The sequence below is a fragment of the Variovorax sp. 278MFTsu5.1 genome, from assembly GCF_048305045.1.
GTDB classification, from domain to species: Bacteria; Pseudomonadota; Gammaproteobacteria; order Burkholderiales; family Burkholderiaceae_C; genus Variovorax; species Variovorax guangxiensis.
Genome location: NZ_CP157622.1, coordinates 5,018,567 through 5,045,089, shown reverse-complemented (window position 1 = coordinate 5,045,089; position 26,523 = coordinate 5,018,567). Strand labels below are relative to the sequence as shown.

Below are 26,523 nucleotides of genomic sequence, written 5' to 3'. Positions count from 1 at the left end.
TTGGGCAGGCGCCTTTCCTTGCTGCCCGCGCCTTCAGTTGCCCCCCGATTGCCTCCGAATGTCCGTTCCGTCTCCCGCTTTCTTCCCCCACGCCTCCCGTTTCCGTTCCGCGCCTGCCGCCGCACTCTGAGCGAGCAGCCCGTGCAAGCGATTCTTTCCCAGGCCGGCCCCGTGCTGGTCTTCATGGCCTGCGTGGCCCTTGCCACCTACGCGCAGAACCTCACCGGCTTCGCGTTCAGCCTGATCCTGCTCGGGCTGGTGTCGGTGCTGCACGTCGCCAGCGTGAGCGACACGGCCAACGCAGCCACCGTGCTGAGCCTGATCAATGCCTGGACCTACTTCCGCGCCCGGCCCGGCGTGGTGCCCTGGCAGCTGATGAAGCCGGCGCTCAACGGCAGCACCGTGGGCGTGATCGTCGGCCTGATGCTGCTGACCTGGCTCAGCGGCGGCGCGGTCGACTGGCTGCGCGGGCTGCTGGGCGTGTCGATCCTGGGCTGCGCGGTGCTGCTGGTGCTGCAGGCGAAGCCGCTGCCGGTGGTGTCGGGGCGCGCGAGCTTCGCCGTCATCGGCGGGCTGTCGGGCGTGCTGGGCGGGCTCTTCTCCAGTTCGGGGCCGCCCATCGTGTTCCACATGTACCGCCAGCCGCTGGATCGCGAGCTGGTGCGCCGCGCGCTCTTGCTGATGTTCGCCTTCAACTCGCTGGTGCGGCTGGTGATCGTGGTGCCCACGGGGCACTTCTCGTGGCATTCGGCGCTGCTGGCCGGCTGCGCGATGCCGGTGGTCTACGGCGTGACGCGGCTGCATCACCGCCTGCCCAACAAGCTGCAGCCGCGCACGCTCAAGTGGCTGGTCGGCGGGCTGCTCGCGGTGGCGGGTTCGACGCTGGTGGCCACTGCCTGGGTGGCCATCGCGCAGCGCTGAACCTCGCCCGGGGCCATCCGAAAATCTCCCGGTGGCCCGGGAATTGCAACCCCCACGCAAGGGTTTCCCCGTACGTGGCATACCGGCCCCCACATACGCGTTATGGGCACCTGCGTATGCAAGACGCCGGACAAGCCGCTAACGTCCATGACTGACCCATGACGGGTCGCCCACGAGCCCCAAAAGCATGAGCACCGACAGCAGCAGCAAGATTCAACCGATCCGCTTCTTCCATCGCGGAAAGATCGTCGACGTCACCGGCGTCCATCCGACCCGTTCCGTGCTCGACTGGCTGCGCGAGGACGCCCGCTGCACCGGCACCAAGGAAGGCTGCAACGAAGGGGACTGCGGCGCCTGCACCGTCGTCATCGGCGAACTGGCCACCGACCCCCAGGCCCCCGGCACCGTAGATGGCCTGAGCCTGCAGACCGTCAACGCCTGCATCCAGTTCCTGCCCACGCTGCACGGCAAGGCCCTGTTCACTGTCGAAGACCTCAAGGCGCAGGCGCAGTGCCTGCCGAAGACGCAGACCGGCAGCAACGGCAAGCACCCGGTGCACACGCTGCACCCCGTGCAGCAGGCGATGGTCGACTGCCATGGCTCCCAGTGCGGCTTCTGCACGCCCGGCTTCGTGATGTCGCTGTGGGCCAGCTACGAGCACCACCAGGCTGGCGGCACCCAGCCCACGCGCCAGCAGCTGGCCGACGAGCTCTCGGGCAACCTGTGCCGCTGCACCGGCTACCGCCCCATCCTCGACGCAGGCCAGCGCATGTTCGACCTGCCCGCCGTGCGCCTCGACACCCAACCCGTGGTCGCCGCGCTCACCGCGCTGAAGAACGAGGGCTTCGACTACGCCGCGCCGCTGGGCGCGCGCATCGACCACTTCCACGCCCCGAAGACCCTGGCCCAGCTCGCCGCCCTGCGCGAGCAGAAGCCGCGCGCGCAGCTGCTGGCCGGCTCCACCGACGTTGGCCTGTGGGTCAACAAGCAGTTCCGCGACCTGGGCGACATCATCTACGTGGGCGACGTGGCCGAGCTGAAGACCATCGAGGACCGCAAGGACAACGGCGGCGAGCTCTACATCGGCGCCGGCGCCTCGCTCGAGTCCGCCTTCGCGGCGCTGGTGGAGCGCGTGCCCAGCCTGGCCGAGGTGTGGCTGCGCTTCGCCTCGCCGCCGATCCGGCATGCCGGCACCATGGGCGGCAACGTGGCCAACGGCTCGCCCATCGGCGATTCGCCGCCGGTGCTGATGTCGCTCGATGCGCAGATCGAACTGCGCCGAGGCGATGTGGTGCGCCGCATGCCGCTGCCCGATTTCTACCTGGACTACATGAAGAACCAGCTCCAGCCGGGCGAGTTCGTCCAGGGCCTGGCCGTTCCGCACGCCGCGATGCGCCGCCAGGTGCGCGCCTACAAGATCAGCAAGCGCTTCGACTGCGACATCTCGGCGCTGTGCGCGGGCTTCGCCATCGAGCTCGAGGCGGGCAGCGACACGGTGAAGGCCGTGCGCCTGGCCTTCGGCGGCATGGCCGCCGTGGTCAAGCGCGCGGCGAACGCCGAGGCCGCATTGGTCGGCAAGCCCTGGACGCAGGCCAGCGTCGCCACCGCCAGGCTCGCGCTGGCGCAGGACTTCAAGCCGCTGTCGGACATGCGCGCATCGGCCGACTACCGGCTGCTGGTGGCGCAGAACCTCATCCAGCGCCTCTGGCTCGAAACGCGCGCCGAGGACGCGCTGCCGATCGAGGAAACCAGCGTCTGGAGCGTGATGCCCCATGCCGTCAACGCGGCGGCGGAAGGAATCTGAACATGAACAAACCCATCGACGCCCGCCTGCTGCAGCCCGCCGAGGCCTTCGCCGACTACCTGGCCAACACCGCCGCGCGCATCGACGTGGGCGCAGAAGCGCTGGCGCACGAGCGCGGCATGCGCGTGGGCATCAGCCGCCCGCACGAGTCGGCCCACCTGCACGTGGCCGGCGAGGCCACCTACATCGACGACATTCCCGAGCTCGCCGGCACGCTGCACTGCGCGCTGGGGCTTTCACCGGCGGCCAACGGGCGCGTCACGGCGATCTCGCTGGACGCCATTCGCGCGATGCCGGGCGTGGTCGCGGTCATCACGGCCGACGACATTCCGGGCACCAACGACTGCGGCTCGATCATCCATGACGACCCGATCCTGCTGCCGGTGAGCGACGGCGGGGAGATCCGCTACCTCGGCCAGCCGGTGTTCGCGGTGATCGCCGAGACCCGCGAGGCCGCGCGCCGCGCCGCCGCGAAGGCCAAGGACGCGCTGACCATCGAGGCGCAGCCGCCGGTGCTCACGCCGCAGGCCGCGCACGAGCGCGGCCAGTACGTGGTGCCGCCGATGCACATCGTGCGCAGCGGCGGTGCCGCCAACGAGGGCGACGAGGCGGCCGTGCGGGCTGCCATCGCCGCGGCGCCGCACCGCCACAAGGCCACCTTCGACGTGGGCGGGCAGGAGCAGTTCTACCTGGAAGGCCAGATCAGCTACGCCATTCCGAAGGAAGGCGGCGCGCTGCACATCCACTGCTCCACGCAGCATCCGAGCGAGATGCAGCACCTGGTGGCGCATGCGCTGCACCTGCAGTCGAACGAGGTGCACGTCGAATGCCGACGCATGGGCGGCGGCTTCGGCGGCAAGGAATCGCAGTCGGCGCTCTTCGCCTGCGTGGCCGCCATCGCGGCGCGCCAGCTGCAGCGCCCGGTGAAGCTGCGGCTGGACCGCGACGACGACTTCATGGTCACGGGCCGCCGCCACTGCTTCTGGTACGAGTACGAAGTGGGCTACGACGGCGAGGGCCGCATCCTGGGCGCGGAGATCACCATGGTCTCGCGCGCCGGCCACTCGGCCGACCTCTCGGGTCCGGTGATGACCCGCGCGCTGTGCCACTTCGACAACGCCTACTGGCTGCCCAACGTGGCCATGCACGGCTTCTCGGGCAAGACCAACACGCAGAGCAACACGGCCTTCCGCGGCTTCGGCGGCCCGCAGGGCGCCATCGCCATCGAGAACATCCTGGACTCGGTGGCCCGCGAACTGAAGCGCGATCCGCTCGACGTGCGGCGCATCAACTTCTACGGCAAGGCCGAAAACAACGTCACGCCGTACCGCCAGACCGTGACCGACAACATCGTCCACGAACTCGTGGCCGAGCTGGAGGCCAGCAGCGACTACCGCGCGCGGCGCGAGGACATCGCCGCCTTCAACGCGAAGAGCCCGGTGCTCAAGCGCGGGCTGGCGCTGGCGCCGCTGAAGTTCGGCATCTCGTTCAACGTGAAGCACTTCAACCAGGCCGGCGCGCTGGTGCACGTGTACACCGACGGCTCGATCCTGGTGAACCATGGCGGCACCGAGATGGGGCAGGGCCTGAACACCAAGGTGGCCCAGGTGGTGGCGCACGAGCTGGGCGTGAGCTTCGAGCGCGTGCGCGTCACGGCCACCGACACGACCAAGGTGGCCAACACCTCGGCCACGGCCGCATCGACCGGCGCCGACCTGAACGGCAAGGCCGCGCAGGACGCGGCGCGCCAGATCCGCGAGCGCCTGGCCGAATGCGCGGCCGAGCGCCACGGCGGCAAGGCCTCCGAGGTGCGCTTCGCCAACGACACGGTCGAGGTCAACGGCCGCTCGCTGGCCTTCAGCACCGTGGTGGGCGAGGCGTACCTCGACCGCAGGCAGCTGTGGTCCGACGGCTTCTACGCCACGCCCGGCCTGAGCTGGGACAAGGACAAGATGCAGGGCCGCCCGTTCTACTACTACGCCTACGGCGCGGCGGTGAGCGAAGTGATCGTGGACACGCTCACCGGCGAGTGGAAGCTGCTGCGCGCCGACATCCTGCACGACGCGGGCAAGTCGCTGAACCCGGCGGTGGACATCGGCCAGGTCGAGGGCGCGTTCATCCAGGGCATGGGCTGGCTCACCACCGAGGAGCTGGTGTGGCATCCGCAGAGCGGCAAGCTCACCACGCACGCGCCCAGCACCTACAAGATCCCGACGGCCAACGACTGCCCGCCGGTGTTCAACGTGCGCCTGTTCGAGGGCCAGAACTTCGAGGACTCGATCCACCGCAGCAAGGCCGTGGGCGAGCCGCCGCTGCTGTTGCCGTTCTCGGTGTTCTTCGCGATCCGCGACGCGGTCTCGGCCGCGGGCGGCCACAGGGTCGATCCGCCGCTGAAGGCGCCGGCCACGAGCGAGTCGATCCTTCGCGCCATCACGGCTGTCCAGTCCGCATAGTCACTCGTAGACTTTGGCGCATGTCCAAGGTCCTCCCAATGCCACACGCCCCGATCCCATTCGCGAAACACCGCGGAACCGGCTTTGCCGGGCCGCTGGTGTTGCCCCCGGTAGGGGGTTGGCGAAGCGACACGAAGTGCGCGAAGACTGGGGGGGAGCCCCATGCGTGACCAGGCTCTTTTCGACAAGATCGATCTGCACCTCATCCGGGTGCTTCACACCGTGCTGACCGACCGCAGCGTCTCGCGGGCGGCCATCCGGCTGGGCATGTACCAGCCGGCGGTGTCGGCGGCGCTGAAGCGGCTGCGGGAGCTGTCGGGCGATCCGCTGCTGGTGCGCTCGGGCTCGGGCATGGTGCCGACCGACGCGGGGCTGCGCATGATCGAGCCTGCGGCCAGCATCCTGCGCGCGGCGGAGATGCTGTTCTCGGATGCGCGCGGCTTCGATCCGCAGTCGGCGGCCACCACCTTCCGCATCGCGGCCAGCGACTACATGGACCCGCTGTTCCTGCCCATGCTGGTGGCGCAGGTCAAGCGCGACGCGCCGCTGTGCCAGATCGAGATCCACGCGCTCACGCCCGACTCGGACTACCACGGGCACCTGGCGCTCGGCCAGGTCGACCTGGTGATCGGCAACTGGCTCAAGCCGCCGGAAGACCTGCACATGGCGCGGCTCTTCGGGGACGACGTGGTCTCGCTGGTCAACAAGGACCATCCGGCAGTGCGCCGCGGCTGGGACCTGGAAACCTGGCTTGCGGCCGAGCACATCGCCCCCACGCCCATGCACCCGGGCGGGCGCGGCATCATCGACCAGATGCTCGACGAGCTGGGCCGGCAGCGCAACATCACGGCGCGCTGCGCGCACTTCGGGCTCATTCCGGACATGGTCGCCTCCAGCCTGCTGGTGCTGACCACCGGCCGACAGTACTGCGAGCGCTTCGCTGCGCGGCTGCCGCTGAAGATCCTCGAATGCCCGGTGGCGCTGCCGCGCCTCATGTACTACCAGCTCTGGCACGAACGCACCCATTCGTCGAGCTCCGCGCGCTGGCTGCGCGAATGCATCAAGGAGGTGGCGGCGTCGCTGCGGCCTCCGGCTTCCGCCATACCAGGCGCCACGGCGCGCCCGCCCGCCGCACCTGAAACCTCGGACCCCTGAGAAAACCCCGTTCGCGCCGGCGTCGTGAGCGGGGGAACGATGAAACCGCCACTACAACAGCTGGAGACAAGCGAAATGAGTACGTTTGAACAGGCGCCGAAAGGCGCCGAGCCCCGCGCGCCGGGGCATGTCGAGTCCGCGCGCCCACGCGCGGCTGTGGGCAGCGCAAGCGGCTCGGGTCTGCTTGAACGCGTGTTCAAGCTCAGTGCGCACAACACCACCGTGCGCACGGAAGTCATCGCGGGGCTGACCACCTTCCTGACGATGGCCTACATCATCTTCGTGAACCCGTCGATCCTCGGCGACGCGGGCATGCCGAAGGGCGCGGTCTTCGTGGCCACCTGCTTGATCGCGGCGCTGGGCACGCTCATCATGGGCCTGTACGCCAACTACCCGATCGCCATGGCGCCGGGCATGGGCCTGAACGCCTACTTCGCCTACGTGGTGGTGCTGGGCATGGGCTACACGTGGCAGGTGGCGCTGGGCGCCGTCTTCATCTCGGGCTGCCTGTTCCTGATCGTCACGGTCACCGGGCTGCGGGAGCTCTTCATACAGGGCATACCGCAGTCGCTTCGAACTGCGATCACGGTGGGCATCGGCATGTTCCTGGCGCTCATCGCACTGAAGAGCGCCGGCGTGGTCGCCGCATCGCCCGCCACCTTCGTCACGCTGGGCGACCTGCACTCGGCGCCGGTGATTCTGGCGACGCTGGGCTTCCTCATCATCGTGGCGCTGGACAAGCTCAAGGTGCGCGGCGCGATCCTGATCGGGATCATCACGGTGACGGTGCTGTCCTTCTTCTTCGGCGGCAACAAGTTCCACGGCGTGTTCGACGCGCCGCCGTCCATCGCGCCCACCTTCATGCAGCTCGACATCCTGGGCGCCCTGAAGGGCGGCATCCTGAACGTGGTGCTGGTGTTCTTCCTGGTCGAGATGTTCGACGCCACCGGCACGCTGATGGGCGTGGCCAAGCGCGCCGGCCTGCTGGTGCCGGGCAAGATGGAGCGCATGAACAAGGCGCTGCTGGCCGACAGCGGCGCGATCTTCGCGGGCTCGCTGCTCGGCACCTCGAGCACCACGGCCTACGTGGAAAGCGCGGCCGGCGTGCAGGCGGGCGGACGCACCGGCCTCACGGCCGTGGTGGTGGCGGTGCTCTTCCTGGCCTGCCTGATGATCTCGCCGCTGGCGGGCTCGGTGCCGGCCTACGCCACCGCGCCGGCGCTGCTCTTCGTGGGCTGCCTGATGCTGCGCGACCTGGTCGAACTCGACTGGGAAGACACCACCGAAGTGATCCCGGCGGCGGTGACCGCGCTGGCGATGCCCTTCACCTACTCGATCGCCAACGGCCTGGCCTTCGGCTTCATCACCTACGCGGTGCTGAAGCTGTGCACCGGGCGGGCACGGGAAGTGCATGCGATGGTCTGGGTCATCGCAGCCGTGTTCCTCTTCAAGTTCGCCTACATCGGCGGGCACTGAAGCAGTGAGCTGAGCGAAGCGCCGTCGGGCGCCGATGGTCGCGGGGACGCCATTAGACTCATGGCCGTTCCCGCTTTGTTGCTGTTGAACGAGACAAATCCACGAAACCCGGCATGACAACCCCCAGACTCCAGCTCGCTCACATCACCAAGCGGTATCCCGCGGTGGTGGCCAACAGCGACATCTCCCTGAGCGTCGCGCCCGGCGAAATCCACGCCGTGCTCGGCGAGAACGGCGCCGGCAAGTCGACCCTGATGAAGATCATCTACGGCTCGGTGAAGCCCGACGAAGGCACGGTGATGTTCGACGGCCATGCCGTCAGCCTGCGCAACCCGCAGCAGGCGAGGGCGCTGGGCATCAGCATGGTGTTCCAGCACTTCAGCCTGTTCGACACGCTCACGGTTGCCGAGAACGTCTGGCTGGGCCTGGACAAGTCGCTGCAGCTGGCCGAGGTCACGCGCAGCATCGCCGCCAAGGCCAGCGAGTACGGCCTGGACATCGACCCCTCGCGCCCGGTGCACACGCTGTCGGTGGGCGAGATGCAGCGGGTGGAGATCATCCGCGCGCTGCTCACCAACCCCAGGCTGCTGATCCTCGACGAGCCGACCTCTGTGCTGACGCCGCAGGCGGTGATCAAGCTCTTCACGGTGCTGAAGAAACTGTCTTCCGAGGGCTGCAGCATCCTCTACATCAGCCACAAGCTGCACGAGATCCAGGAGCTGTGCAGCGCCTGCACCGTGCTGCGCGGCGGCAAGGTGACGGGGGTGTGCAATCCGCAGAACGAGAGCACGCAGTCGCTGTCGCGGCTGATGATCGGCAGCGAGCCGCCGCCGCTGCAGCACCGGCCGGTGCACGCGGGCGCGGTGGCGCTGCGCGTCGACGGGCTGTCGCTGGCGCGCGAGGACCAGTTCGGCGTCGATCTCGACGGCATTTCCTTCGAGGTGCGCGCGGGCGAGGTCGTCGGCATCGCGGGCGTCTCGGGCAACGGCCAGAAGGAACTGCTCTATGCGCTCTCGGGCGAGGACGTGCGCGCCGAGGCGCCGATGGTGCGCGTATTCGACAAGCCGGCAGGGCGGCTGCGCCCCCGGGCGCGACGCGCGCTGGGCCTGCACTTCGTGCCCGAGGAGCGGCTGGGCCGCGGCGCCGTGCCCACGCTGGGGCTCGCGCACAACCTGCTGCTCACGCGCGGCGAGGCGGTGGGCCGGGGCGGGTGGATCAGCACCGGCGCGCTGGAGCGCCAGGCCAAGGCCATCATCGAGCGTTTCAAGGTCAAGGCAGGAGGTCCGAAGGCGGCTGCGCGCTCGCTCTCGGGCGGCAACCTGCAGAAATTCATCGTCGGGCGCGAGATCGACGCGAACCCGAAGCTCTTCATCGTCTCGCAGCCGACCTGGGGGGTGGACGTGGGCGCGGCCGCGCTGATCCACGCCGAGATCCTCGCGCTGCGCGACGCGGGCTGCGCCGTGCTGGTCATCAGCGAGGAGCTCGACGAACTGTTCAATATCAGCGACCGGCTGCATGTGATTGCCAAGGGGCGGCTGTCGCCTTCCATCGACCGCGCGGCCGCCACGCTGCAGCAGATCGGCGAGTGGATGAGTGGCCTGTGGCAGGGCGAAGGCAATAAAACCTCGGAGGCGGCCCATGCTCAAGCTTGAACCGCGTCCGGAGCTGTCCCGCTTCTGGAGCTATGCCTCGCCGATCCTGGCGCTGCTGATCACCGTGCTCATCGGCGTCGCGCTCTTCGCCGCGCTGGGCAAGGACCCGGTCAAGGGCCTGCTGGTGTTCTTCTACGAGCCCATCAAGAACGGCTACGCCATCGGCGAACTGATGGTGAAGGCGACGCCGCTGCTCATCATCGCGCTGGGGCTGGCGGTGTGTTTCCGTTCCAACGTGTGGAACATCGGCGCCGAGGGGCAGTTCGTGTTCGGCGCCATCGCGGCGGGCGGCGTGGCGCTTTTGGCCGACAAGAACACGGGGCAGTGGATCGTCGTGGCCATCCTGCTGGCGGGCATCCTGGGCGGCATGGTGTGGGCGGGCATCGTCGCCTTCCTGCGCGACAGGTGCAACGCCAACGAGATCCTGGTGAGCCTGATGCTGGTCTACGTGGCCACGCTGCTGCTGGGCTACATGGTCTACGGGCCGTGGAAGGACCCGCACGGCTACAACTTCCCGCAGACCAAGACCTTCGAGGCGGTCACGCAGATTCCGCGCCTGTTCAAGGGCTCGCGCGTGAGCATCGGGCTGCTGATCGCGCTGGTGGGGGCGGGGGCGCTGTGGGTGTTCCTGTTCCGCACGCGCGCGGGCTTCGCGCAGCAGGTCGGCGGGCTGGCTCCGGCGGCCTCGCGCTACGCCGGCTTCTCCGCGCGGCGCGCAGTTTGGATCGCGCTGCTGACCTCGGGCGCGGCGGCCGGCCTTGCCGGCGCGCTCGAAGTGGCCGGGCCGCTCGGCCAGCTCACGCCCTACGTGCCGGCGGGCTACGGCTTCGCGGCCATCATCGTGGCCTTCGTCGGGCGGCTGCATCCGGTGGGCATGATCTTCTCGGCCATCCTGATGAGCATGTTCTACATCGGCGGCGAACTCGCGCAATCGCGCCTGGGGCTGCCGAAGTCGCTCACCGGCGTGTTCCAGGGGCTGCTGCTCTTCACGCTGCTGGCCTGCGACACGCTCATCGCCTACCGCATCCGGCGCAAGGCGGCCGCGAAGGCCGCCTCTTCCATGACCACCGCCTCGCTGCAGGCGAGCACGCCCATTACCGCACCCGTCGCGCGTGCCACCGAAGGGAGCAACTGACCATGGAAAGCTACGCACTCCTCTTGGGTTCCACGCTGAGCGCGGGCACCGTGCTCGCCATCGCTGCACTGGGCCTGCTCATCAACGAGAAGGCCGGCATCGTCAACCTCGGCGCCGAGGGCATGATGCTTTGCGCCGCCATCGCGGGCTTCGCGACGGTCGTCACCACGCACAACCCCTGGCTCGGCTTCCTGGCCGGCATGGCGGCGGGCGCCTTGCTCGCGGCCTTCTTCGGCGTGCTGGTGATCTGGCTCAACACCAACCAGTACGCGACCGGCCTCGCGCTGAGCCTGTTCGGCGTGGGCTTCTCGGCCTTCGCTGGCATCAGCTTCGTGCAGGCCAAGCTGCCGGAAAGCGCCTCGTACGCCATTCCGGTGCTGGGCGACATCCCGCTGGTCGGGCCGGCGCTGTTCCGCCATCACCCGATGGTGTATTTCGCGGTGGTGCTGACCTTCGGGCTGATCTGGTTCCTCTACCGCACGCGCGCGGGGCTGGTGCTGCGCTCGGTGGGCGAGTCGCCCGAGTCGGCGCATGCGCTGGGCTATCCGGTGCGCCGCATCCGCTTCATGGCGGTGATCGCGGGCGGCTCGCTGTGCGGGCTGGCGGGCGCGTATCTCTCGACGGTGTACACGCCGCTGTGGGTCGAGGGCATGGTGGCCGGCCGAGGCTGGATCGCGCTGGCGCTCACCACCTTCGCCACCTGGCGGCCGGTGCGCGTGCTGCTGGGCGCCTACCTGTTCGGCGGGGTGTCGATGCTGGGCTTCCACCTGCAAAGCAGCGGCGTGGACGTGCCGGCGCAGTTCCTCAGCATGCTGCAGTACATCGCGCCGATCGTGGTGCTGGCGCTGATCTCGCGCAACCCGGCTTTCATCCGCGCCAACATGCCGGCTTCCATCGGGAAACCGTTCTACCCCGGCTCATAATCGCTTTTTTCGTTTTCCCGCCAACCTGTCCTTTTGAGGATTTCCGACAATGAATGATCTGAACAAGCGCTCCCTGCTCAAGCTGGCCGCCCTCACGGCGGTCGCTTCGGCGGCCCTGATCGGCTGCGGCAAGAAAGAAGAAGCGGCGGCTCCTGCGGCTGCACCCGCGCCGGCCCCGGCACCCGCCGCGGCGGCTCCGGCCCCGGCAGCGCCGCTGAACATCGCATTCGCATACGTCGGACCGGTTGGCGACGGCGGCTGGACCTTCGCGCACGACAACGCCCGCAAGGCGCTCGAGAAGGAATTCGGCGACAAGATCAAGACCACCTTCGTCGAGAGCGTGCCGGAAGGCGCCGACGCCGAGCGCGTGTTCCGCGACATGGTCGGCCAGGGCAACAAGCTGATCTTCGGCACCACCTTCGGCTACATGGAGCCCATGCTGAAGGTCGCGGCCGACAGCAAGGACGTGAAGTTCGAGCACGCCACCGGCTACAAGACCTCCGACAACATGCGCACCTACGACAGCCGCACGTACGAAGGCGCGTACATGGCCGGCGTGATCGCCGGCGCCATGACCAAGAGCAACACGCTGGGCGTGGTCGGCTCGGTGCCGATCCCCGAAGTGCTGCGCAACATCAACAGCTTCACGCTGGGCGCCCAGTCGGTGAACCCGAAGATCACGACCAAGGTCGTGTGGGTGAACGAGTGGTTCAGCCCGCCGAAGGAAACCGAGGCCGCCACCGCCCTCATCAACGGCGGCGCCGACGTGCTGTTCCAGAACACCGACTCGCCGGCCGTGCTCAAGACCGCGCAGGAAAAGGGCAAGCGCGCCTTCGGCTGGGACTCCGACATGACCGCCTACGGTCCCAAGGCCCACCTGGCCTCGGCCACCATCAACTGGGCCCCGTACTACATCAAGGCCACTCAGGAAGCCCTGGACGGCAAGTGGACCACCGGCCAGGCCTGGTGGGGCGTCAAGGAAGGCGCGATCGACCTCGTGTCCATCGCCGAGGACGTGCCGGCCGAGACCAAGGCCAAGGTCGAGGAAGTGAAGAAGGGCCTGAAGGACGGCAGCTTCTCGATCTGGAAGGGCCCGATCCTCGGCCAGGACGGCAAGGAAGTGGTCGCCAAGGACGCGGTGGCCGACGACAAGTTCCTGTCGGGCGTGAACTTCTACGTCAAGGGCGTGGAAGGCAAGGTGCCCGGCGGCGACAAGAAGTAAAGCTCGCCCCCAGGCTGCGCGGACACTGCGTGCCCGCTGCGCCAACCCCCTACCGGGGGCAACACCTGCGGCCCGGCAAAGCCGGTTCCGCGGTGTTCGCGAAGGAGCCCGGGCTGCGCCGGGCGCTTCATATACACCGAAAAGTTCTAACGACCCGCACATGTTGCGGGTTTTCTTTTTTTAAGGGGTTACCTACCTGAAACCTCTCGGCCTCCGCTAAAGTAACAATTAGTGTCACTATTGCGTGCCGTCGCAGGGCGGAACGCAGTCCGAGGCAAGTCCCGGAGGACCATCCACGCTCCATCACGACGAGACTGAAATGCAGGACGCAGTCACCAATCCCACGCACGCGGCGTCGCAGCCGAATTTGCCCGAGCCGCTGGAGATTCCGGGTTACGAGTTGCTGGAGGAGCTGGGCGCCGGCGGCTACGGCATCGTCTATCGCGCATTGCAGCGAAGCACGGGCACCGTGGTCGCGATCAAGGTCGTGAAGCTGCAGGTGGGCAGCCAGCGCGTGGCGCGCTTCCATCGCGAGACGAAGCTGTGCGCCTCGCTGCACCATCCGCATATCGTGCAGCTGCTCGACAAGGGCGAGCAGGGGCCCTGCGTCTACGGCGTCTTCGAGTACGTGCCCGGAGAAACGCTCACAAGCCTGATCCGGCGCAAGGGCGCGCTCACGGCCACCGAGACCGGCCACCTGATGGCCGAGGTGCTCGACGCACTCGACTGCGCGCACAGCGCGGGCATCGTGCACCGCGACCTGAAGCCCGACAACGTGATGGTCACGTTCACCGGCGCCGTTCCGCACGCGAAGGTGCTGGACTTCGGCATCGGCACCGTCATTCCCTCGAACCGCGGCGACGAGTTCCCCACGCTCACGATGACCGACGAGGCCCTGGGCACGCCGGCCTACAGCGCGCCCGAGCAGCTGCGCGGCGAGCCGCCGGGCGTGAAGTCCGACCTGTACGCGTGGGGCCTGATGTTCATCGAGTGCCTCACCGGTGCGCCCGCCATCCGCGGCGCCTCGGCGGCGGAGATTCTTCACCAGCAGCTCAGCCCACAGGAAGTGCCGCTGCCCGCAGAGATCGCCAGCCACCCGGTCGCCTCCGTGCTGCGCCAGGCGCTGCGCAAGAAGGCGGCCGACCGCAGCGATTCCGCCGCCACCTTGCTGGCCGAACTCGGACGCCTGCGGCTGGACGACCTCGTCGGCGTGCTGCGTTCGGCCAAGCAGGCGCAGGACGAAGCGCTCGCGCAGACCGTGATCACCACGCGCGGTTTCTCCGAGAAGCGCCAGCTCACCGTGCTGTGCTGCAGCGTCTCGGTGTGGCCCGACGCGGCCGACGACGAGAGCGCCGACGAGGCCCTGCCTTCCGACATCGAGAACCTGGAGCTGCTGCAGCGCAACGAACTGGCCCTGTTCTCCGAGACCGCCACGCGCCGCGGCGGCCTGCTGGCGGGCACGCTGGGCGACCGGATGATCGTGCTCTTCGGCTATCCGCACGCCAGCGACACCGACGCGCGGCAGGCCGGCCGCACGGCCATGGAACTCATCGCCCTGAGCCGCCAGCGCTCCGCCGCCATCGAGCAGGAGCACGGCGTGCACCTCGGCATCCGCATGGGCATGCACACCGGCATGGCGATCGTCGCGGCCGGCGAGATCCCCTCGGGCCATGCCGTCAACGTCGCGGTGCGGCTCGAAGGCGTGGCCGACACCGGCACGCTGCTGGCGAGCGAGAGCAGCTACCGCCTGCTGAGCCGTCACGCGAGCTTCGACAAGGCCGGCACGGTGACGCTGCCGGGCCAGTCCGGCGGCATCCAGACCTACCGCCTCGGCGGCGAGCAGCAGGTGCTGGCCTCCGACGGCTTCGCCGAGCAGGCGCTGCACAAGGCCTGCATCGGCCGCGAGGCCGAGCTGCAGCAGCTGCGCTCGGCATGGACCCGGACCCGCGAAGGGCAGGGCGGCGCGGTTTGGATTCGCGGCGAGCCGGGCATCGGCAAGTCGTGCCTGGCCGACGTGCTGCGCGACCAGGTGGCCAAGGAAGGCCTGCAGACCGTCGTCGCGCAGTGCCAGCCCGAGAACCAGAACAACGCGCTGACGCCGTTCCTCGCGCTCCTGCGCCAGCGGCTCGACGCCATGCCCGACGCCGCCTCGCCCGAGGCGCGCCGCGAGCGCCTGCGCGAGGCCCTGCAGGCCGCAGGCTGCGATGGCGAGGCCGTGCTGCCGATCTTCTGCGCGTGGCTGTCGCTGCCGCTGGGCGACCGCACGCCGAGCCAGATGTCGCCGCCGATGCAGAAGGCGCTGCTGCTGCAGTCGATCGCGCAGTGGCTGCTGCACATGGCCGAGACCTCGCCGTTGCTGCTGCTTCTGGAGGACGTCCACTGGGCCGACCCCACGACCATCGAGTTCGTCGAGCAGCTCATCGCCCAGCTGCCGCAGCGGCGCGTGCTGCTGGTGCTCACCGCGCGCCCCGAATGGGTGAAGCCCGAGGCCATGCAGGCCGAGTGCATCGAGGTGCGCCGGCTCGAAGATGTGCAGGCCGCCGAGCTGGCGCGGCAGGCGCTGGCGCCGCGCGTCGTCGCGCCGCAGGTGATCGACAACGTGGTGCAGCGCACCGACGGCGTGCCGCTGTTCATCCAGGAAATGGCGCGCATGATGCTCGACGCCTACCTGGTCGAGAAGGATCACGTCTGGGTCTTCAAGGACACGGCGCAGCCGGCGGCGATTCCGGTCACGCTGCGGGACTCTCTGGTGAGCCGCTTCGACCGGCTCGGCGCCGTCAAGGGCCTGCTGCAGCTCGCCGCCACCATCGGGCGCCAGTTCGAGGCCGAACTGCTGTGCGCCTGCTCGGGCAAGAGCGCCGAGGCGATGGACAAGGATATGTCCGTGCTGCTCGATGCGGGCCTCGTCGCCCCGGCAGGTCAACCGGGCAGCTTCATCTTCCGCCACGCGCTGATCCGCGATACCGCCTACGAGAGCATGCTGGTCGCGCAGCGCCGGCAGCTGCACCGCAACGTCGCGCAGACGCTGATGGACAGCCAGCCGCAATACGTGGCGAACGAACCCGGCAACGTGGCCCAGCACTGGGCTGATGCGGGCGAGTACGCGCAGGCGGTGGCGCTGGCGGTGCGCCAGCTGCGCATCACGCAGCACCGCTCGCTCAACGACGAAACGATTTCCTACGCGCAACACATCGACGGCTGGATGGCGCACCTGGAAGGCGAGGCGCAGCGCGAGGCGCGGCTGGACGTGAACAGCTACGTCACGCAGGCCATGATGAACAAGTACGGCTGGGCGCATGCGCAGGTGGTCGACCGCATCGCGCTGTCGCAGGAACTGCTGTCCGACGAGGTGCCGCGCGAGAAGCAGGTGCAGCATCTCTGGACGCTGATCACCTTCCACCACGTGGCGAGCAACCGCGCCGAGGTGCAGCAGCTGAGCAACCGCCTGCTCGACCAGGCCGTGCAGCAGCAGGACCAGGGCGTGTTCGTCGCGGCGCAGACCTACCTCGGCCTCGCGCACTACTCCGACGGCGACTTCGAGCGCGCCGAGCAGTCGCTCACCGACGCCGTCGAGCGCTACAACCCCGAGGCCCACGCGCACCATGCGGCTGACTTCGGCTTCGACACCCGCGTGTGGGCGACCACCGGCCGCGCGCTGGTGCGCTGGTTCGCGGGCCACGACGCCGCCGCGCGCGCCGACGCCACCAATGCCGTGCGCTGGGCACGCGAGATGTCGCACATCCCGTCGCTGAGCATGGCGCTGCTCTACCAGAGCCTGGGCCACCAGGGCCGCAACGACAAGGCGCGCGCGCTGGTGAGCACCGGCGAGCTGCTGGGCATCACGCAGCGCTACGGCCTGCCGGCGTTCCAGGGCTACGCCGAGATCATCCGCTGCTGGGCCACCGGCGACGTCGACAACATCGCGGCGGCCGATGCCTGGATACAGGCGCTGTGGGCCATGGGCTGCCGCTACTGCCAGACCTACTACCGCGCCTTCGCCGCCGACACGCTGGCCGCCAACGGCCGCTGGGACGAGGCGCTGGAGCGCATCGACGAATGCCTGCGCATGACCGACGAGCTCAAGGAAGGGCTCTACCGCTCGGAGCTGCACCTGCAGAAGGCCCGCTACCTGCAGGCCGCCGGCGGCGACCGCGAGACGGTGGCCGCGTGCTTCGCGAAGGCCGCCGAGGTGGCGCGCGAGGGCGCCAAGCACAGAACCGAATACGAGGCCCTGGCGGCGATGCAGGCATTGGCGGATTCCGCCTCGCCGGACATTGCCGAGCGCCTGAAGAATCTGGCCGGGCTGCGGCCGGAGTTGCCCGCGCGCGCGCCGACGCACGCGCCGATTTCCTCTTGAACCAAGGATGAAGTAATCATGACTTTCCAAGTCCAAAGCGGTGATCCGCTGCTCGAGTTCCGCCTGGCCTACCTGCGCGCCATCGCCCGTTCGTGGCAGGACGACGCCTACCGCCGCGAACTGCTCGACCAGCAGGACATCCAGCCGATGCTGCACCGCGACTTCGGCTTGCCGACGGCCTGGCCGCAGCTGGATGTGTCGCTGTTCCAGAGCCCCGATCCGGCCCAGCGCGCCGAATGGAAGCCGATGCTGACTTCCGGCTGGGTCGGCCCCGACGACTCCTTCGTCATCGTGCTGCCGCAGGCTCCGGCCTCGAACGCCACCGAAGCCCTGGCCGCCTACTACCAGCTGTTCCCGAACTTCATGGGTTCTTCGGCTGCCTTCGAGATTCCTCCCGGCATCGTGGGCGGCGCGCTGCCCACCGGCCTGGGCATTCCCGGCGGCAACGAGGGCTCGCTGCTGGCCTTCGGCGGCGTGGTGCTGCGCGCGATCGCCATCGCATGGCAGTCGCCCGAGCTGCAGTACGAGCTGACCCGCGACCCCGAGACCGACAAGGCGAACGTGCTGAGCCAATGGCTGGGCTACAACAACCCGTTCAACTTCAAGATCCTGTTCACCACCAACTCGGCCTTCATCTGGGACGCGACGAAGTGCGAATGGAACCAGAAGAACGCCGACGGCACCGCGATCAAGAACGCCATCCGCCTGAACTACCCGACGGCACCGGTGGAAGAGAACATGCGCGCCATCGCGCTGACCTCGTACAACAACACGGGCGACCCCTATCCCTTCACCTGCTGAGTCCGCGACGGGGCAGGAGCCGGCCGCAAGCGCGCCCGCGCTGCAGGGCGCCACGGCCACGCTCCTGCTGACGCTGGCTGCGCGCGCCAATTCCGGCGCCGTGGCCGATGCGTCGGTGTTCTCCGATCCCGAGGCAAGGCGCATTGCCGCGTCGCTGCCTTTCGACATCTCGGCCTATGCGGCCGACCCGGCCTTCGTGCGCAGCATCGTGCTGCGCGCAGCGCTCTTCGACCGCTTCGCGGCCGGTTTTCTTTCGGATCATCCCGACGCCCTGTGCATCACGCTGGGCGCGGGGCTGTGCACGCGCCGCAGCCGGCTCGGCGCCTTGGTGGCGCGCTCGCGCTGGCTCCACATCGACCTGCCCGATGCCATCGGGCTGCGGGCGCAACACGTACCGCACGCCGACGAAGGCGAGGGCGCCGACATTGCCTGCTCCGTGCTCGACGAGCGCTGGCTCGACACCGCCGGCCTGCCGGGCGACCGGCCGGTGCTCGTGATGCTGGAGGGCGTGTGCCCCTACCTGCCGCAGTCTCCGCTGGAGACCGTGCTGCGCAGCCTTGCCGATCGCTTCGCGCAAGGCACGGCACCCTGCGTCGTCGTGCTCGACCACGTGCATCCGGTGCTCGCGGCCCAGTCGATGGCCGTGGGCGGCATGCGGCTGCCGGTGGTTTCGGGCTTCGAGAACGCCGCGCAGATCGCGCGCCTGCATCCGTCGATGCGGGTGCTCTCGGAAGACCACATCTACGGGCAGTTCTCGGAGAAGCATCGGCTCTTCGAAGCGGCATTCCGGGCCACGACCGGCGCATCGCCCTACGGCGTGGTGCGCCTCGAACTGGGGCGCCACGGCGATGAATAGCGCCGTGACGCCCGATTTCTTCTCCGACGTCTTCCGCTGGCACGACAGGTTCCTGCCGCCGGTGGTGCTTCAAGACCGCTTGCTGCTGGCCAGCGAGAACGACCTGCTGGTGCTGGGCTCGCCCGGCGTCATGGCCCTGGAGCGGGTGCTTCGCGAAGGCGTCAGCCTCGCCGCCTATTGCCGTACCGGGGAAGCCGCCGCGCAGCTCGCGCAGATGCTCCATGCGCTGGAGACGCTGGCGCGCCAGGGGCTGGTCCGGCCTGTCGCGAAGGGCGACACCGATTCCTGGCTGGTTCCCGATTATTCGGCGGTGCCCGTGCGCACCGCCCTGTCCGGCGATGTGGACGCGGTCGCGCTGTCGAAGGCCGTCGGCGGCGATGTGCCCGGCCACTGGGCACGGTCGCTGCCCGCCGGCACCGGCCTCACCCTGGTCTTCTGCGACGACTATCTCGACCCCCGGCTTGCCGTCATCGACGCGCAGCAGCGTGCCGCGGGCCGCCCCTGGCTGCTGGTCAAGCCGACCGGCGAGCAGGCCATGGCCGGCCCGGTCTTCAGGTCTTCCGGCCCGTGCTGGCACTGCCTCGCGCATCGCTGGCTCCGGAACCGCCCGGCACGTGCCTGGTGGCAATCGCGCCACGGAAACGAAGAAAGCGGCGCGCCGGTGCGTGCCGGCGAAGGGCTCGTCGCCGAGCGCCTCGGCCAGCTGCTCCCGGTCGCGCTCGACATCGTGGCGCAGGCGGATGGCGCCCGGGTGCGGACGCTGGATTCGCCGCAGCCTCATTTCGTCGCCGTCCGCCCGCAATGCCCGCATTGCGGAACGCCGAATCTTGTGGCGCGCCGGCAGCGCGAGCGCGTCGTGCTGGCGCCCGGCCTGCCCACCGCGAGCCACGACGGCGGCTGGCGCACCGTGCCGGCCTCGGTCACCGTGCAGCGGCTGATGCGCCATGTCAGCCCGCTCACCGGCGCGGTCGCGCGCATCGTGCCGCTGAACGCCGAGGCCGAGGGCGCGCTGACGGTCTACCGCAGCGAGATCTTCAGGACGCCGCCGGCCGGCGACGACGAACTGCCCGGCGTGCTGACCCAGGTGTGCCTGGGCAAGGGTATGTCGATGGAGCAGTCCCGCGCCAGCGCGCTTTGCGAGGCGGCCGAGCGGCATTCGGCCTTCTTCCAGGGCGACGAGGCCTGGGTGATCGCGCCCGCGGCCGACCTGGACGCGCCCTGCATCGAGCCGCAGGCGCTGGCGCTCTTCAGCGACCGGCAGCGCGAACGCTTCCACACGCACAAGCCGCCGCACGCCGTGGCCACCTCCGCCGCGCCGCAGGAAGCAGCGTCATGGTGGACGCCCGCCTGGTCGCTGACCGCCGACGAGCCCCGCTACCTGCCGCTGGCCTTCTGCTTCGCCAATGCACCGGCGCAGAGCCAGTTCCACGTGGGCTGGACCTCCAACGGCTGCGCGGCGGGGAATACGCGCGAGGAAGCCATCCTCCAGGGCTTTCTCGAACTGGTGGAGCGCGACGCCGCCGCCATCTGGTGGTACGGCCGGCACCGCAGGCCGGCGGTCGGGCTCGACAGCCTGTCTGCGGAGATCCTCCAGCGCATCGAGCGCACCTGCGGCCCGCGCTGGGAGCGCTGGGTGCTCGACATCACGCACGATTTCGGCATTCCGGTCGTCGTCGCCGTCGGTCGCCATCTGGACACGGGCGCCTGGGCCGTCGGCTTCGGGTGCAGCCCCGACCGGGCGCTGGCATGCGAGCGGGCGCTCACGGAGATGAGCCAGCTGATCGCGGCCGGCAAGAGCTTCGCGGTGCCGGCCGCCGAATCCGGGGAGGAGGGGGCGCCGGCCTTTCTCCTGCCCGCAGGCGCCGCGCCGGTTGCGGCGGCCCCCGCCGCCCGGTCCGACATCGCCGGGGAGATCCGTCGCTGCGTCGGCATCGCCGCCTCGCTCGGGCTGGAAACCATCGTCCTGGACCACACCCGCCCCGATCTCCCCCTGTGCACGGTGAAGGTGGTGGTGCCGGGCCTGTGCCACATCTGGCCGGAGCTTGGCAATCCGCGCCTGTACGGCGTGCCGGTCGCCCTCGGATGGCGCGACACTTCCCTGCGCGAAGGCGACCTGAATCCGCAGGCGCTGTACGTGTGAGATCGCGTAGGAGAATGCGGCGATGGCCATCTTCAGGAACAAGCTCGACCGGCGTGCCACCGTGCTGCGGCCGGTACATGCATTCGGCCGGCGCGCCTCGGTCTGCCAGACGGTGCTGCAGGCGCCCGACGTGTCCCAGGTCCACGCGATGGTGCGCTGGAGCCGGCAGGCGTGGGAAATCGCCGACCAGAGCCGCAACGGCACCACGCTGAACGGCCAGCGCCTGCCCAGCGGCCGCTGGACCGCGCTGCCGGCCGGCGCCGAGGTCCGCATGGGCATCGGCGACGAGTCGGTCTGGACCGTGGAAGACCTCTCGCCGCCGGCCACCTGCCTCTTTCCGTCCGGCGTCGACGAAGCCGGCGGCATCGTGGAGCTGAACCTGCGCGAGAACCTGCTGCCGGACGAGCACGAGCCCGAGGCGAACGTGTATTTCCAGGACGGCAAGTGGATGCTGGAGCACATCGACGGCATCGAGCTGCTGAGCGACGGCGCCACGGTGCGCACCTCGTCCGGCACCTGGGAGTTCGTGCTGTGCGACGACCTGGACCTCACCTCCGAGACGCCCATATCGACGCCCATGCCGGTGCCGATGTCGGCCGGCGTGGCCCTGCACTTCGAGGTCAGCCAGAACGAGGAGCACACCAGCCTGAACCTGGTGGCGCAGGGCAGGTCGGTGCCGCTGGGCGAGCGCATTCACCACTACACGCTGGTCACGCTGGCGCGCCTGCGCCAGAAGGACGCGCAGCGCGGCATCGCGCCGCAGAGCCAGGGCTGGGTCGGGCTCGACGAGCTGTCGCGCATGCTGGGGGTGGAGCCTTCCTACGTGAACATCCAGATCTTCCGCGCCAAGCACCAGATCCTGAACGCGCTGCCGGCGCACCTGGCCGAGCCGCCCTTGGTCGAGCGTCGGCGCGGTACCGTGCGCCTGGGCAACTACCCCTTCGAAATTCGTGGCGGAGCGCAACCTCTGTAATCGTCTGTAATTCAAATCACCCCCTGCGCTCCCTAGAGTGAGGTCCAGCACGGTGCCATCGTGGCCCGTACTGCCGCCCACCACTCTGTTTCATTCGGGAAGTCGTCATGGGAATGATCTATTCCGTCACGGTCAACAACCATGCAAGCCACTCGGCCTACTTCATGGTGTTCCAGAACGACCCGACGCAACTGGCGCCGAATGCGCTGTCGCTGGCCTGGTTCGCCAGGTTCTCCAACCCGGGGCCGACCTCCCGCGTCAAGTTCCAGTGGAGCGTCGATGTGGGCTTCGCCTGGGCCGAAACGGGCGAGCTGCAGCCCGGCGTGCAGTTCACCCCCACCGAAACCTACGAGCCGAGCGGTGCCAACAACAAGATCACGCTCGACTGCAATCGCACCTACCGGTTCGTGAATCCCTCGCAGGGGCCTGAGCAGTCGCGCCTCTATCTGGCCCAGTCGACGGCCATTCCGGCCAGGTCGGCCGCCGCCGTGGGCGTGACCATGGGCGGCAGCACCGTGTACGCGGTGCAGGCGCGCACCGGCCAGAACCTGACCTTCTCGCCGCATCCGAAGTACTTCATCGCCTACGGCGACTTCGAGGAAGGCGACGTGATCGACGTCGGCGCGATCGGCAACCCGCTGGAGCTGGCGTACCCGCCCGGCGTCTATGCACTGACCACCACGCTGAACGCGGACGGAAGCTGGGACCAGCCGGAGAGCCTGGCGCTTTCGAACGCAAGCCGCCTGCGCATGCTCGCGGCGGCATGAAGAACTCCAAGCCTGTCACACGCCTTGTGGCTTCGTTGAGGACGACGACCATGAAGAAAAGAAGCACCCGCCACCCTGTCCACCCAGCCACCCCCGGCACGGTGCCGGCGGCGGCCATCGAATTCCAGGAGTCCGGCCATGCACATGCGGCAAGCAACAGTTGAGAGAGTGGCCATGCGGCGCGTGTGCCTGGTGCCCCGGGGCGGCCACCTGGAGGATCCGCAGGTCGACTGCCTGCCGATGGAGGAGGAGGTCTGGGAGCGCGGCTACACGCTGGTGATCGACGAGGTCAAGCGAGGTCTCCTGCAGGACTTCTGGAGGAACTACTACGGCGCCTCCGCCGAGATGGCGATGTCGGGCAACCGGCTGATGGAACTACGCAAGGACATCATGGCGATCACGCCCGACTGCCTGGGCGAGCCGGCCGTGTTCCAGTTCCTGGTGCAGCTGACCCGCATGTGCGTGCGTGCCTACAGCCAGCAGGGCACGCTGCAGGTAGTGGCGGAATAAAGTTCTCCCCCAGGCTGCGCGCACTTCGTGGAGGAATAGGTTCTCCCCCAGGCTGCGCGCACTTCGTGTCGCTTCGCCAACCCCCTTCCGGGGGCGACACCTGCGGCCCGGCGGAGCCGGTTCCGCGGTGTCCCGCGAATGGGGCGGGGTGAGGCGTGCAGCCGGGGCGGTCAGGAGGCGGGCGCTTGCAGCTGGGCGCCCATCTTCTGGTGGATCAGGTTCACGGCTTTCAGCGGGCGCAGCATCACCTTGAACTCGGTGATCTTCCCTTCGTCGTTCCACTTCATCATGTCGACGCCGTTGATCTGGATGCCGTCGAGTTCCAGCGCGAATTCGAGCACGGCGTCGCGCTCCGATTTCAGCTCCCGCACGTAGCGGAAGCTCTCGTTGAAGAAGACCTGGAATGCCGCCGCCAGGTATTTCTGCGTGATGCGCTTGCCCACCTGGGGCGTGTGCACCACCGGTGAATGGAATACCGCCGCGCCGTCGAGCAGGGCGTCGAGCCCTGCGACATCGCGTTCCTTGACGAGCCGGTGCCAGGTGGCGAGGGTGTCGATCGGCATGAGTCTCCTGGGGCTGTTGTGGTCGATGCCCGCCATTTGACGCATGCGCGGCAGCCATGGCAAGGCGCCGCGCGCACCTAGGCGACTCTGCCGCGACCCGTGCTTCAGGCCAGCCGGTCCAGCAGGCTGTACCACGCCACGCCGCCCGCGATATAGAAGCGTTGCAGGCCATGCAGCGGTATCGGCCGGATCGGCGACACCGGGTACGGAAAATCCGCCCCCGCGTCCAGCATCCGCGCCGCCACGTGCCGGCCCATGCTCGTGGCCAGCGCGATGCCCCGGCCGTTGTAGCCCAGCGCGATCGTCATGCCCGGCGCCGGCGTGTGCACGTGCGGCATGAAGTCGCGCGTGACGGCGATGCGGCCGGCCCAGCGGTACTCGTAGCGCAGCCGCCCGAGCTGCGGGAACAGCAGCTCCAGCGAGCGCTCCAGGTGCGCGAAATCGGCGGGACCGGCCGGATCGGCGAAATGGCCGCGCCCGCCCATCAGCAGGCGGCCCTGCGCGTCCTTGCGGAAATAGAGCAGCAGGCGCTGCGAGGTCGAAGCGGTTTCGCCGCGCGGCAGGATGGCGTCGGCCGCCGCGCCCTTCAGCGGCTCGGTGGCCACGATGAAGCTGTTGGCCGCCAGCACCGTGCGCTTCAGCCCCGGCCACAGCGCGCCGGTGTAGCCGTTGGTCGCGATGAGCGCCTGCCCGGCGGTGACGCTCGCGCCCGTAGCCGTGCTCGCATGCCAGTGCGAACCGCGACGCTCCAGCGCCGTGACCTCGGTGCCGCCGTGCACCGCCGCGCCCAGGCCCTGGGCGGCACGCACCAGCCCGCGCGTGTAGGCCAGCGGCTGGATGCCGCCGGCGCGGCCGTCGAGCCATCCGCCGGCGAAGGTGTCGGTGCCCAGCCGCGCCGCGACGGCTGCTCGGTCCAGCGTTTCCGTCTTCGCGCCGCGCCTGGCCCACTGCGCGGCGCGCGCGTGCAGGCCGGCCACGTCCTTCTCCGAATAGGAAAGCTGCAGCCAGCCGTTGCGCACCGGCTGGCAGTCGATGCCGTGGCGCGCGATCAGTTCGAACACCAAGTCGGCCGAGCGCGACACGGCGTCGATCAGCGGCTCGGCACGCTCGGCGCCGAAGATCCGCACGAGTTCGTCGGGGTCGTGCTTCAGCGTCGGGTTCACCTGTCCGCCGTTGCGCCCAGAGGCGCCCCAGCCGGGCTCGTGCGCTTCCAGCACGCAGACCTGTGCGCCGGCCTCGGCCAGGTGCAGCGCGGCCGAGAGGCCCGTGAAGCCGCCACCGACGATCAGCACGTCGGCCCTGCGCGACTCGGCCAGCGGCGGCGTCGGCGGTGCCGGCGGCGCAGTGGCGGCCCAAAGGGAGGGTGGCAGTGTGCCAGCGCTCATCCGCGCACCTCCGCGGACGCCGCGGCGCCGGAAGGATGCAGCACGCGGCGCAGGAAGTCCTGCGTGCGCGCATGGCGCGGCGCGCCCAGCACCTGCGCGGACGGGCCTTCCTCCACGATGCTGCCGCTGTGCAGGAAGCACACGCGGTCGGCTACCTCGCGGGCAAAACCCATCTCGTGCGTGACCACGATCATCGTCATGCCCTCGTCGGCCAGCGCGCGCATCACGCCGAGCACGTCGCCGACCAGCTCGGGGTCGAGCGCCGACGTGGGCTCGTCGAACAGCATGGCCTCGGGCTTCATCGCGAGCGCGCGGGCGATCGCCACGCGCTGCTGCTGCCCGCCCGAGAGCTGCGCGGGCCAGGCCTGCGCCTTCTCGGCCAGCCCGACCTTGGCCAGCAGCGCCATCGCTTCCTCGCGTGCCTGCGCCGCGCCCTGGCGCAGCACGTAGACGGGGCCTTCCATTACGTTCTCCAGCACCGTGCGGTGCGGGAACAGGTTGAAGCGCTGGAACACCATGCCCATGCGGCTGCGCAGCCGGTGGATGTTCGGCGCGTTGCGGTCCACGCGCTCGCCGAAGGCGCGGATCTCGCCGCCCTCGTACGACTCCAGCGCGTTGATGCAGCGAAGCACCGTCGACTTGCCCGAGCCCGACGGGCCGATCAGGCACACCACCTCGCCCTTGTCCACGTGCAGGCTCACGCCCTGCAGCACGCGGTGCGCGCCGAAGCGCTTCTCGAGTCCCTCGACGTGGATCATGGCTGCTTCCTCCCGGCGGCGAAGCGCTTCTCGAGCCGGCGCAGGCCGTACACCAGCGGCAGGCTCATCAGCAGGTAGAGCAGGGCGACCAGCGTGTAGACCGTCATGTTCTGGAAGGTCGACGAGGCAATGAGCTGGCCCGCGCGCGTCATCTCGGCCACGGTGATGGTCGAGACCAGCGAGGAGTCCTTCAGCATCATCACCAGCGTGTTGCCGTAGGGCGGCAGCGCGATGCGGAAGGCCTGCGGCAATATCACCCGCCGCATGATCAGCGCCGAGCGCATGCCCATGGCCTGCGCCGCCTCACGCTGGCCCGGGTCGACCGCCTCGATGCCCGCGCGGAAGTTCTCAGCCTGGTAGGCCGAGTAGGCGATGCCCAGCCCGATCACGCCGGCCTGGAAGGCCGTGAGCTGCACGCCGAAATCCGGCAGCACGAAGTAGATGTAGAAGAGCTGCACGATGATCGGCAGACCGCGGATCACGTTGATCACCGCAGTAGCCGCCATCGACAACGGGCGCACCGGCGAGAGCTTCATCAGCGCGAGTCCGAGGCCGAGCACGCTGCTCAGCAGGAACGAGAGCACGGTCACCTGCACGGTGACCACGGCACCCTGCAGGAGGATCGGCAGGAAGTCCTGCGCGTGCTGGAGGAAGGAGGGAGCAGCCATGAGT

The 26,523-nt window shown here is 69.1% G+C and carries 20 protein-coding genes; 16 read left to right on the top strand and 4 right to left on the bottom strand.

Annotation, left to right across the window (positions count from 1 at the left end):
* Positions 1-141 precede the first annotated feature (141 nt).
* The 16 genes from ABL844_RS23395 to ABL844_RS23320 all read left to right on the top strand — a co-directional run bounded on the left by ABL844_RS23395 (position 142) and on the right by ABL844_RS23320 (position 23,145).
* On the top strand, positions 142-921 hold the full coding sequence (locus ABL844_RS23395) for a TSUP family transporter (RefSeq protein WP_418129128.1): 780 nt from the start codon (positions 142-144) through the stop codon (positions 919-921).
* A gap of 187 nt (positions 922-1,108) precedes the next feature.
* Positions 1,109-2,725: a xanthine dehydrogenase small subunit gene (gene xdhA / locus ABL844_RS23390; RefSeq protein ID WP_418129127.1), complete on the top strand. Its 1,617-nt coding sequence runs from the start codon at positions 1,109-1,111 to the stop codon at positions 2,723-2,725.
* A 2-nt stretch (positions 2,726-2,727) separates the two neighbouring features.
* Positions 2,728-5,178 carry a xanthine dehydrogenase molybdopterin binding subunit gene (xdhB, locus tag ABL844_RS23385; protein WP_418129126.1) on the top strand — a complete coding sequence of 817 codons (2,451 nt, stop codon included), beginning with the start codon at positions 2,728-2,730 and terminating at the stop codon, positions 5,176-5,178.
* A gap of 162 nt (positions 5,179-5,340) precedes the next feature.
* Entirely contained in the window at positions 5,341-6,333 is a 993-nt protein-coding gene (locus ABL844_RS23380; RefSeq protein ID WP_418129125.1) for a LysR family transcriptional regulator, read from the top strand.
* A 75-nt stretch (positions 6,334-6,408) separates the two neighbouring features.
* Complete coding sequence (locus ABL844_RS23375; RefSeq protein WP_418129124.1) at positions 6,409-7,809, top strand: NCS2 family permease; 1,401 nt, start codon at positions 6,409-6,411, stop codon at positions 7,807-7,809.
* 113 nt (positions 7,810-7,922) lie between these two features.
* A complete protein-coding gene (locus ABL844_RS23370) occupies positions 7,923-9,461 on the top strand; it encodes an ABC transporter ATP-binding protein (RefSeq protein WP_418129123.1) in 1,539 nt (512 codons plus the stop codon).
* Positions 9,448-10,596, top strand: coding sequence for an ABC transporter permease (locus ABL844_RS23365; RefSeq protein WP_418129122.1), 1,149 nt, complete (start codon positions 9,448-9,450; stop codon positions 10,594-10,596). Before ABL844_RS23370 ends, ABL844_RS23365 begins: the two co-directional genes overlap by 14 nt.
* A 2-nt stretch (positions 10,597-10,598) precedes the next feature.
* On the top strand, positions 10,599-11,519 hold the full coding sequence (locus ABL844_RS23360; protein ID WP_126024319.1) for an ABC transporter permease: 921 nt from the start codon (positions 10,599-10,601) through the stop codon (positions 11,517-11,519).
* A 49-nt stretch (positions 11,520-11,568) separates the two neighbouring features.
* Positions 11,569-12,741, top strand: a complete 1,173-nt coding sequence (locus tag ABL844_RS23355) for a BMP family ABC transporter substrate-binding protein (RefSeq protein ID WP_418129121.1) — start codon at positions 11,569-11,571, stop codon at positions 12,739-12,741.
* Between the two features lie 319 nt (positions 12,742-13,060).
* Positions 13,061-17,098 (top strand): TOMM system kinase/cyclase fusion protein, encoded by a 4,038-nt coding sequence (locus ABL844_RS23350; protein WP_418129119.1) that lies wholly within the window; start codon positions 13,061-13,063, stop codon positions 17,096-17,098.
* A gap of 18 nt (positions 17,099-17,116) precedes the next feature.
* Positions 17,117-17,899, top strand: a complete 783-nt coding sequence (locus ABL844_RS23345; protein ID WP_418129118.1) for a BMA_0021/BMA_0022 family TOMM bacteriocin — start codon at positions 17,117-17,119, stop codon at positions 17,897-17,899.
* A 100-nt stretch (positions 17,900-17,999) separates the two neighbouring features.
* Complete coding sequence (locus ABL844_RS23340; protein WP_418129117.1) at positions 18,000-18,755, top strand: class I SAM-dependent methyltransferase; 756 nt, start codon at positions 18,000-18,002, stop codon at positions 18,753-18,755.
* Positions 18,748-20,895 (top strand): TOMM precursor leader peptide-binding protein, encoded by a 2,148-nt coding sequence (locus tag ABL844_RS23335; RefSeq protein ID WP_418129116.1) that lies wholly within the window; start codon positions 18,748-18,750, stop codon positions 20,893-20,895. Before ABL844_RS23340 ends, ABL844_RS23335 begins: the two co-directional genes overlap by 8 nt.
* Before the next feature lie 22 nt (positions 20,896-20,917).
* Positions 20,918-21,868 (top strand): FHA domain-containing protein, encoded by a 951-nt coding sequence (locus ABL844_RS23330; RefSeq protein WP_126024325.1) that lies wholly within the window; start codon positions 20,918-20,920, stop codon positions 21,866-21,868.
* A gap of 107 nt (positions 21,869-21,975) precedes the next feature.
* Positions 21,976-22,635 carry a hypothetical protein gene (locus ABL844_RS23325; RefSeq protein WP_240650771.1) on the top strand — a complete coding sequence of 220 codons (660 nt, stop codon included), beginning with the start codon at positions 21,976-21,978 and terminating at the stop codon, positions 22,633-22,635.
* Positions 22,636-22,809: 174 nt separating this feature from the next.
* Entirely contained in the window at positions 22,810-23,145 is a 336-nt protein-coding gene (locus ABL844_RS23320; RefSeq protein ID WP_126024326.1) for a hypothetical protein, read from the top strand.
* A 170-nt stretch (positions 23,146-23,315) separates the two neighbouring features.
* Here ABL844_RS23320 and ABL844_RS23315 read toward each other — a convergent pair whose 3' ends face one another.
* The 4 genes from ABL844_RS23315 to ehuD form a co-directional block, all read right to left on the bottom strand.
* Positions 23,316-23,708 carry a nuclear transport factor 2 family protein gene (locus tag ABL844_RS23315; RefSeq protein WP_418129115.1) on the bottom strand — a complete coding sequence of 131 codons (393 nt, stop codon included), beginning with the start codon at positions 23,706-23,708 and terminating at the stop codon, positions 23,316-23,318.
* A gap of 104 nt (positions 23,709-23,812) precedes the next feature.
* Positions 23,813-25,093 (bottom strand): NAD(P)/FAD-dependent oxidoreductase, encoded by a 1,281-nt coding sequence (locus tag ABL844_RS23310; RefSeq protein ID WP_418129114.1) that lies wholly within the window; start codon positions 25,091-25,093, stop codon positions 23,813-23,815.
* On the bottom strand, positions 25,090-25,851 hold the full coding sequence (locus tag ABL844_RS23305) for an amino acid ABC transporter ATP-binding protein (RefSeq protein ID WP_418129112.1): 762 nt from the start codon (positions 25,849-25,851) through the stop codon (positions 25,090-25,092). Before ABL844_RS23305 ends, ABL844_RS23310 begins: the two co-directional genes overlap by 4 nt.
* Positions 25,848-26,519: an ectoine/hydroxyectoine ABC transporter permease subunit EhuD gene (ehuD, locus tag ABL844_RS23300; protein ID WP_184641535.1), complete on the bottom strand. Its 672-nt coding sequence runs from the start codon at positions 26,517-26,519 to the stop codon at positions 25,848-25,850. The genes ABL844_RS23305 and ehuD overlap by 4 nt, the downstream gene beginning before the upstream one ends.
* Positions 26,520-26,523 lie beyond the last annotated feature (4 nt).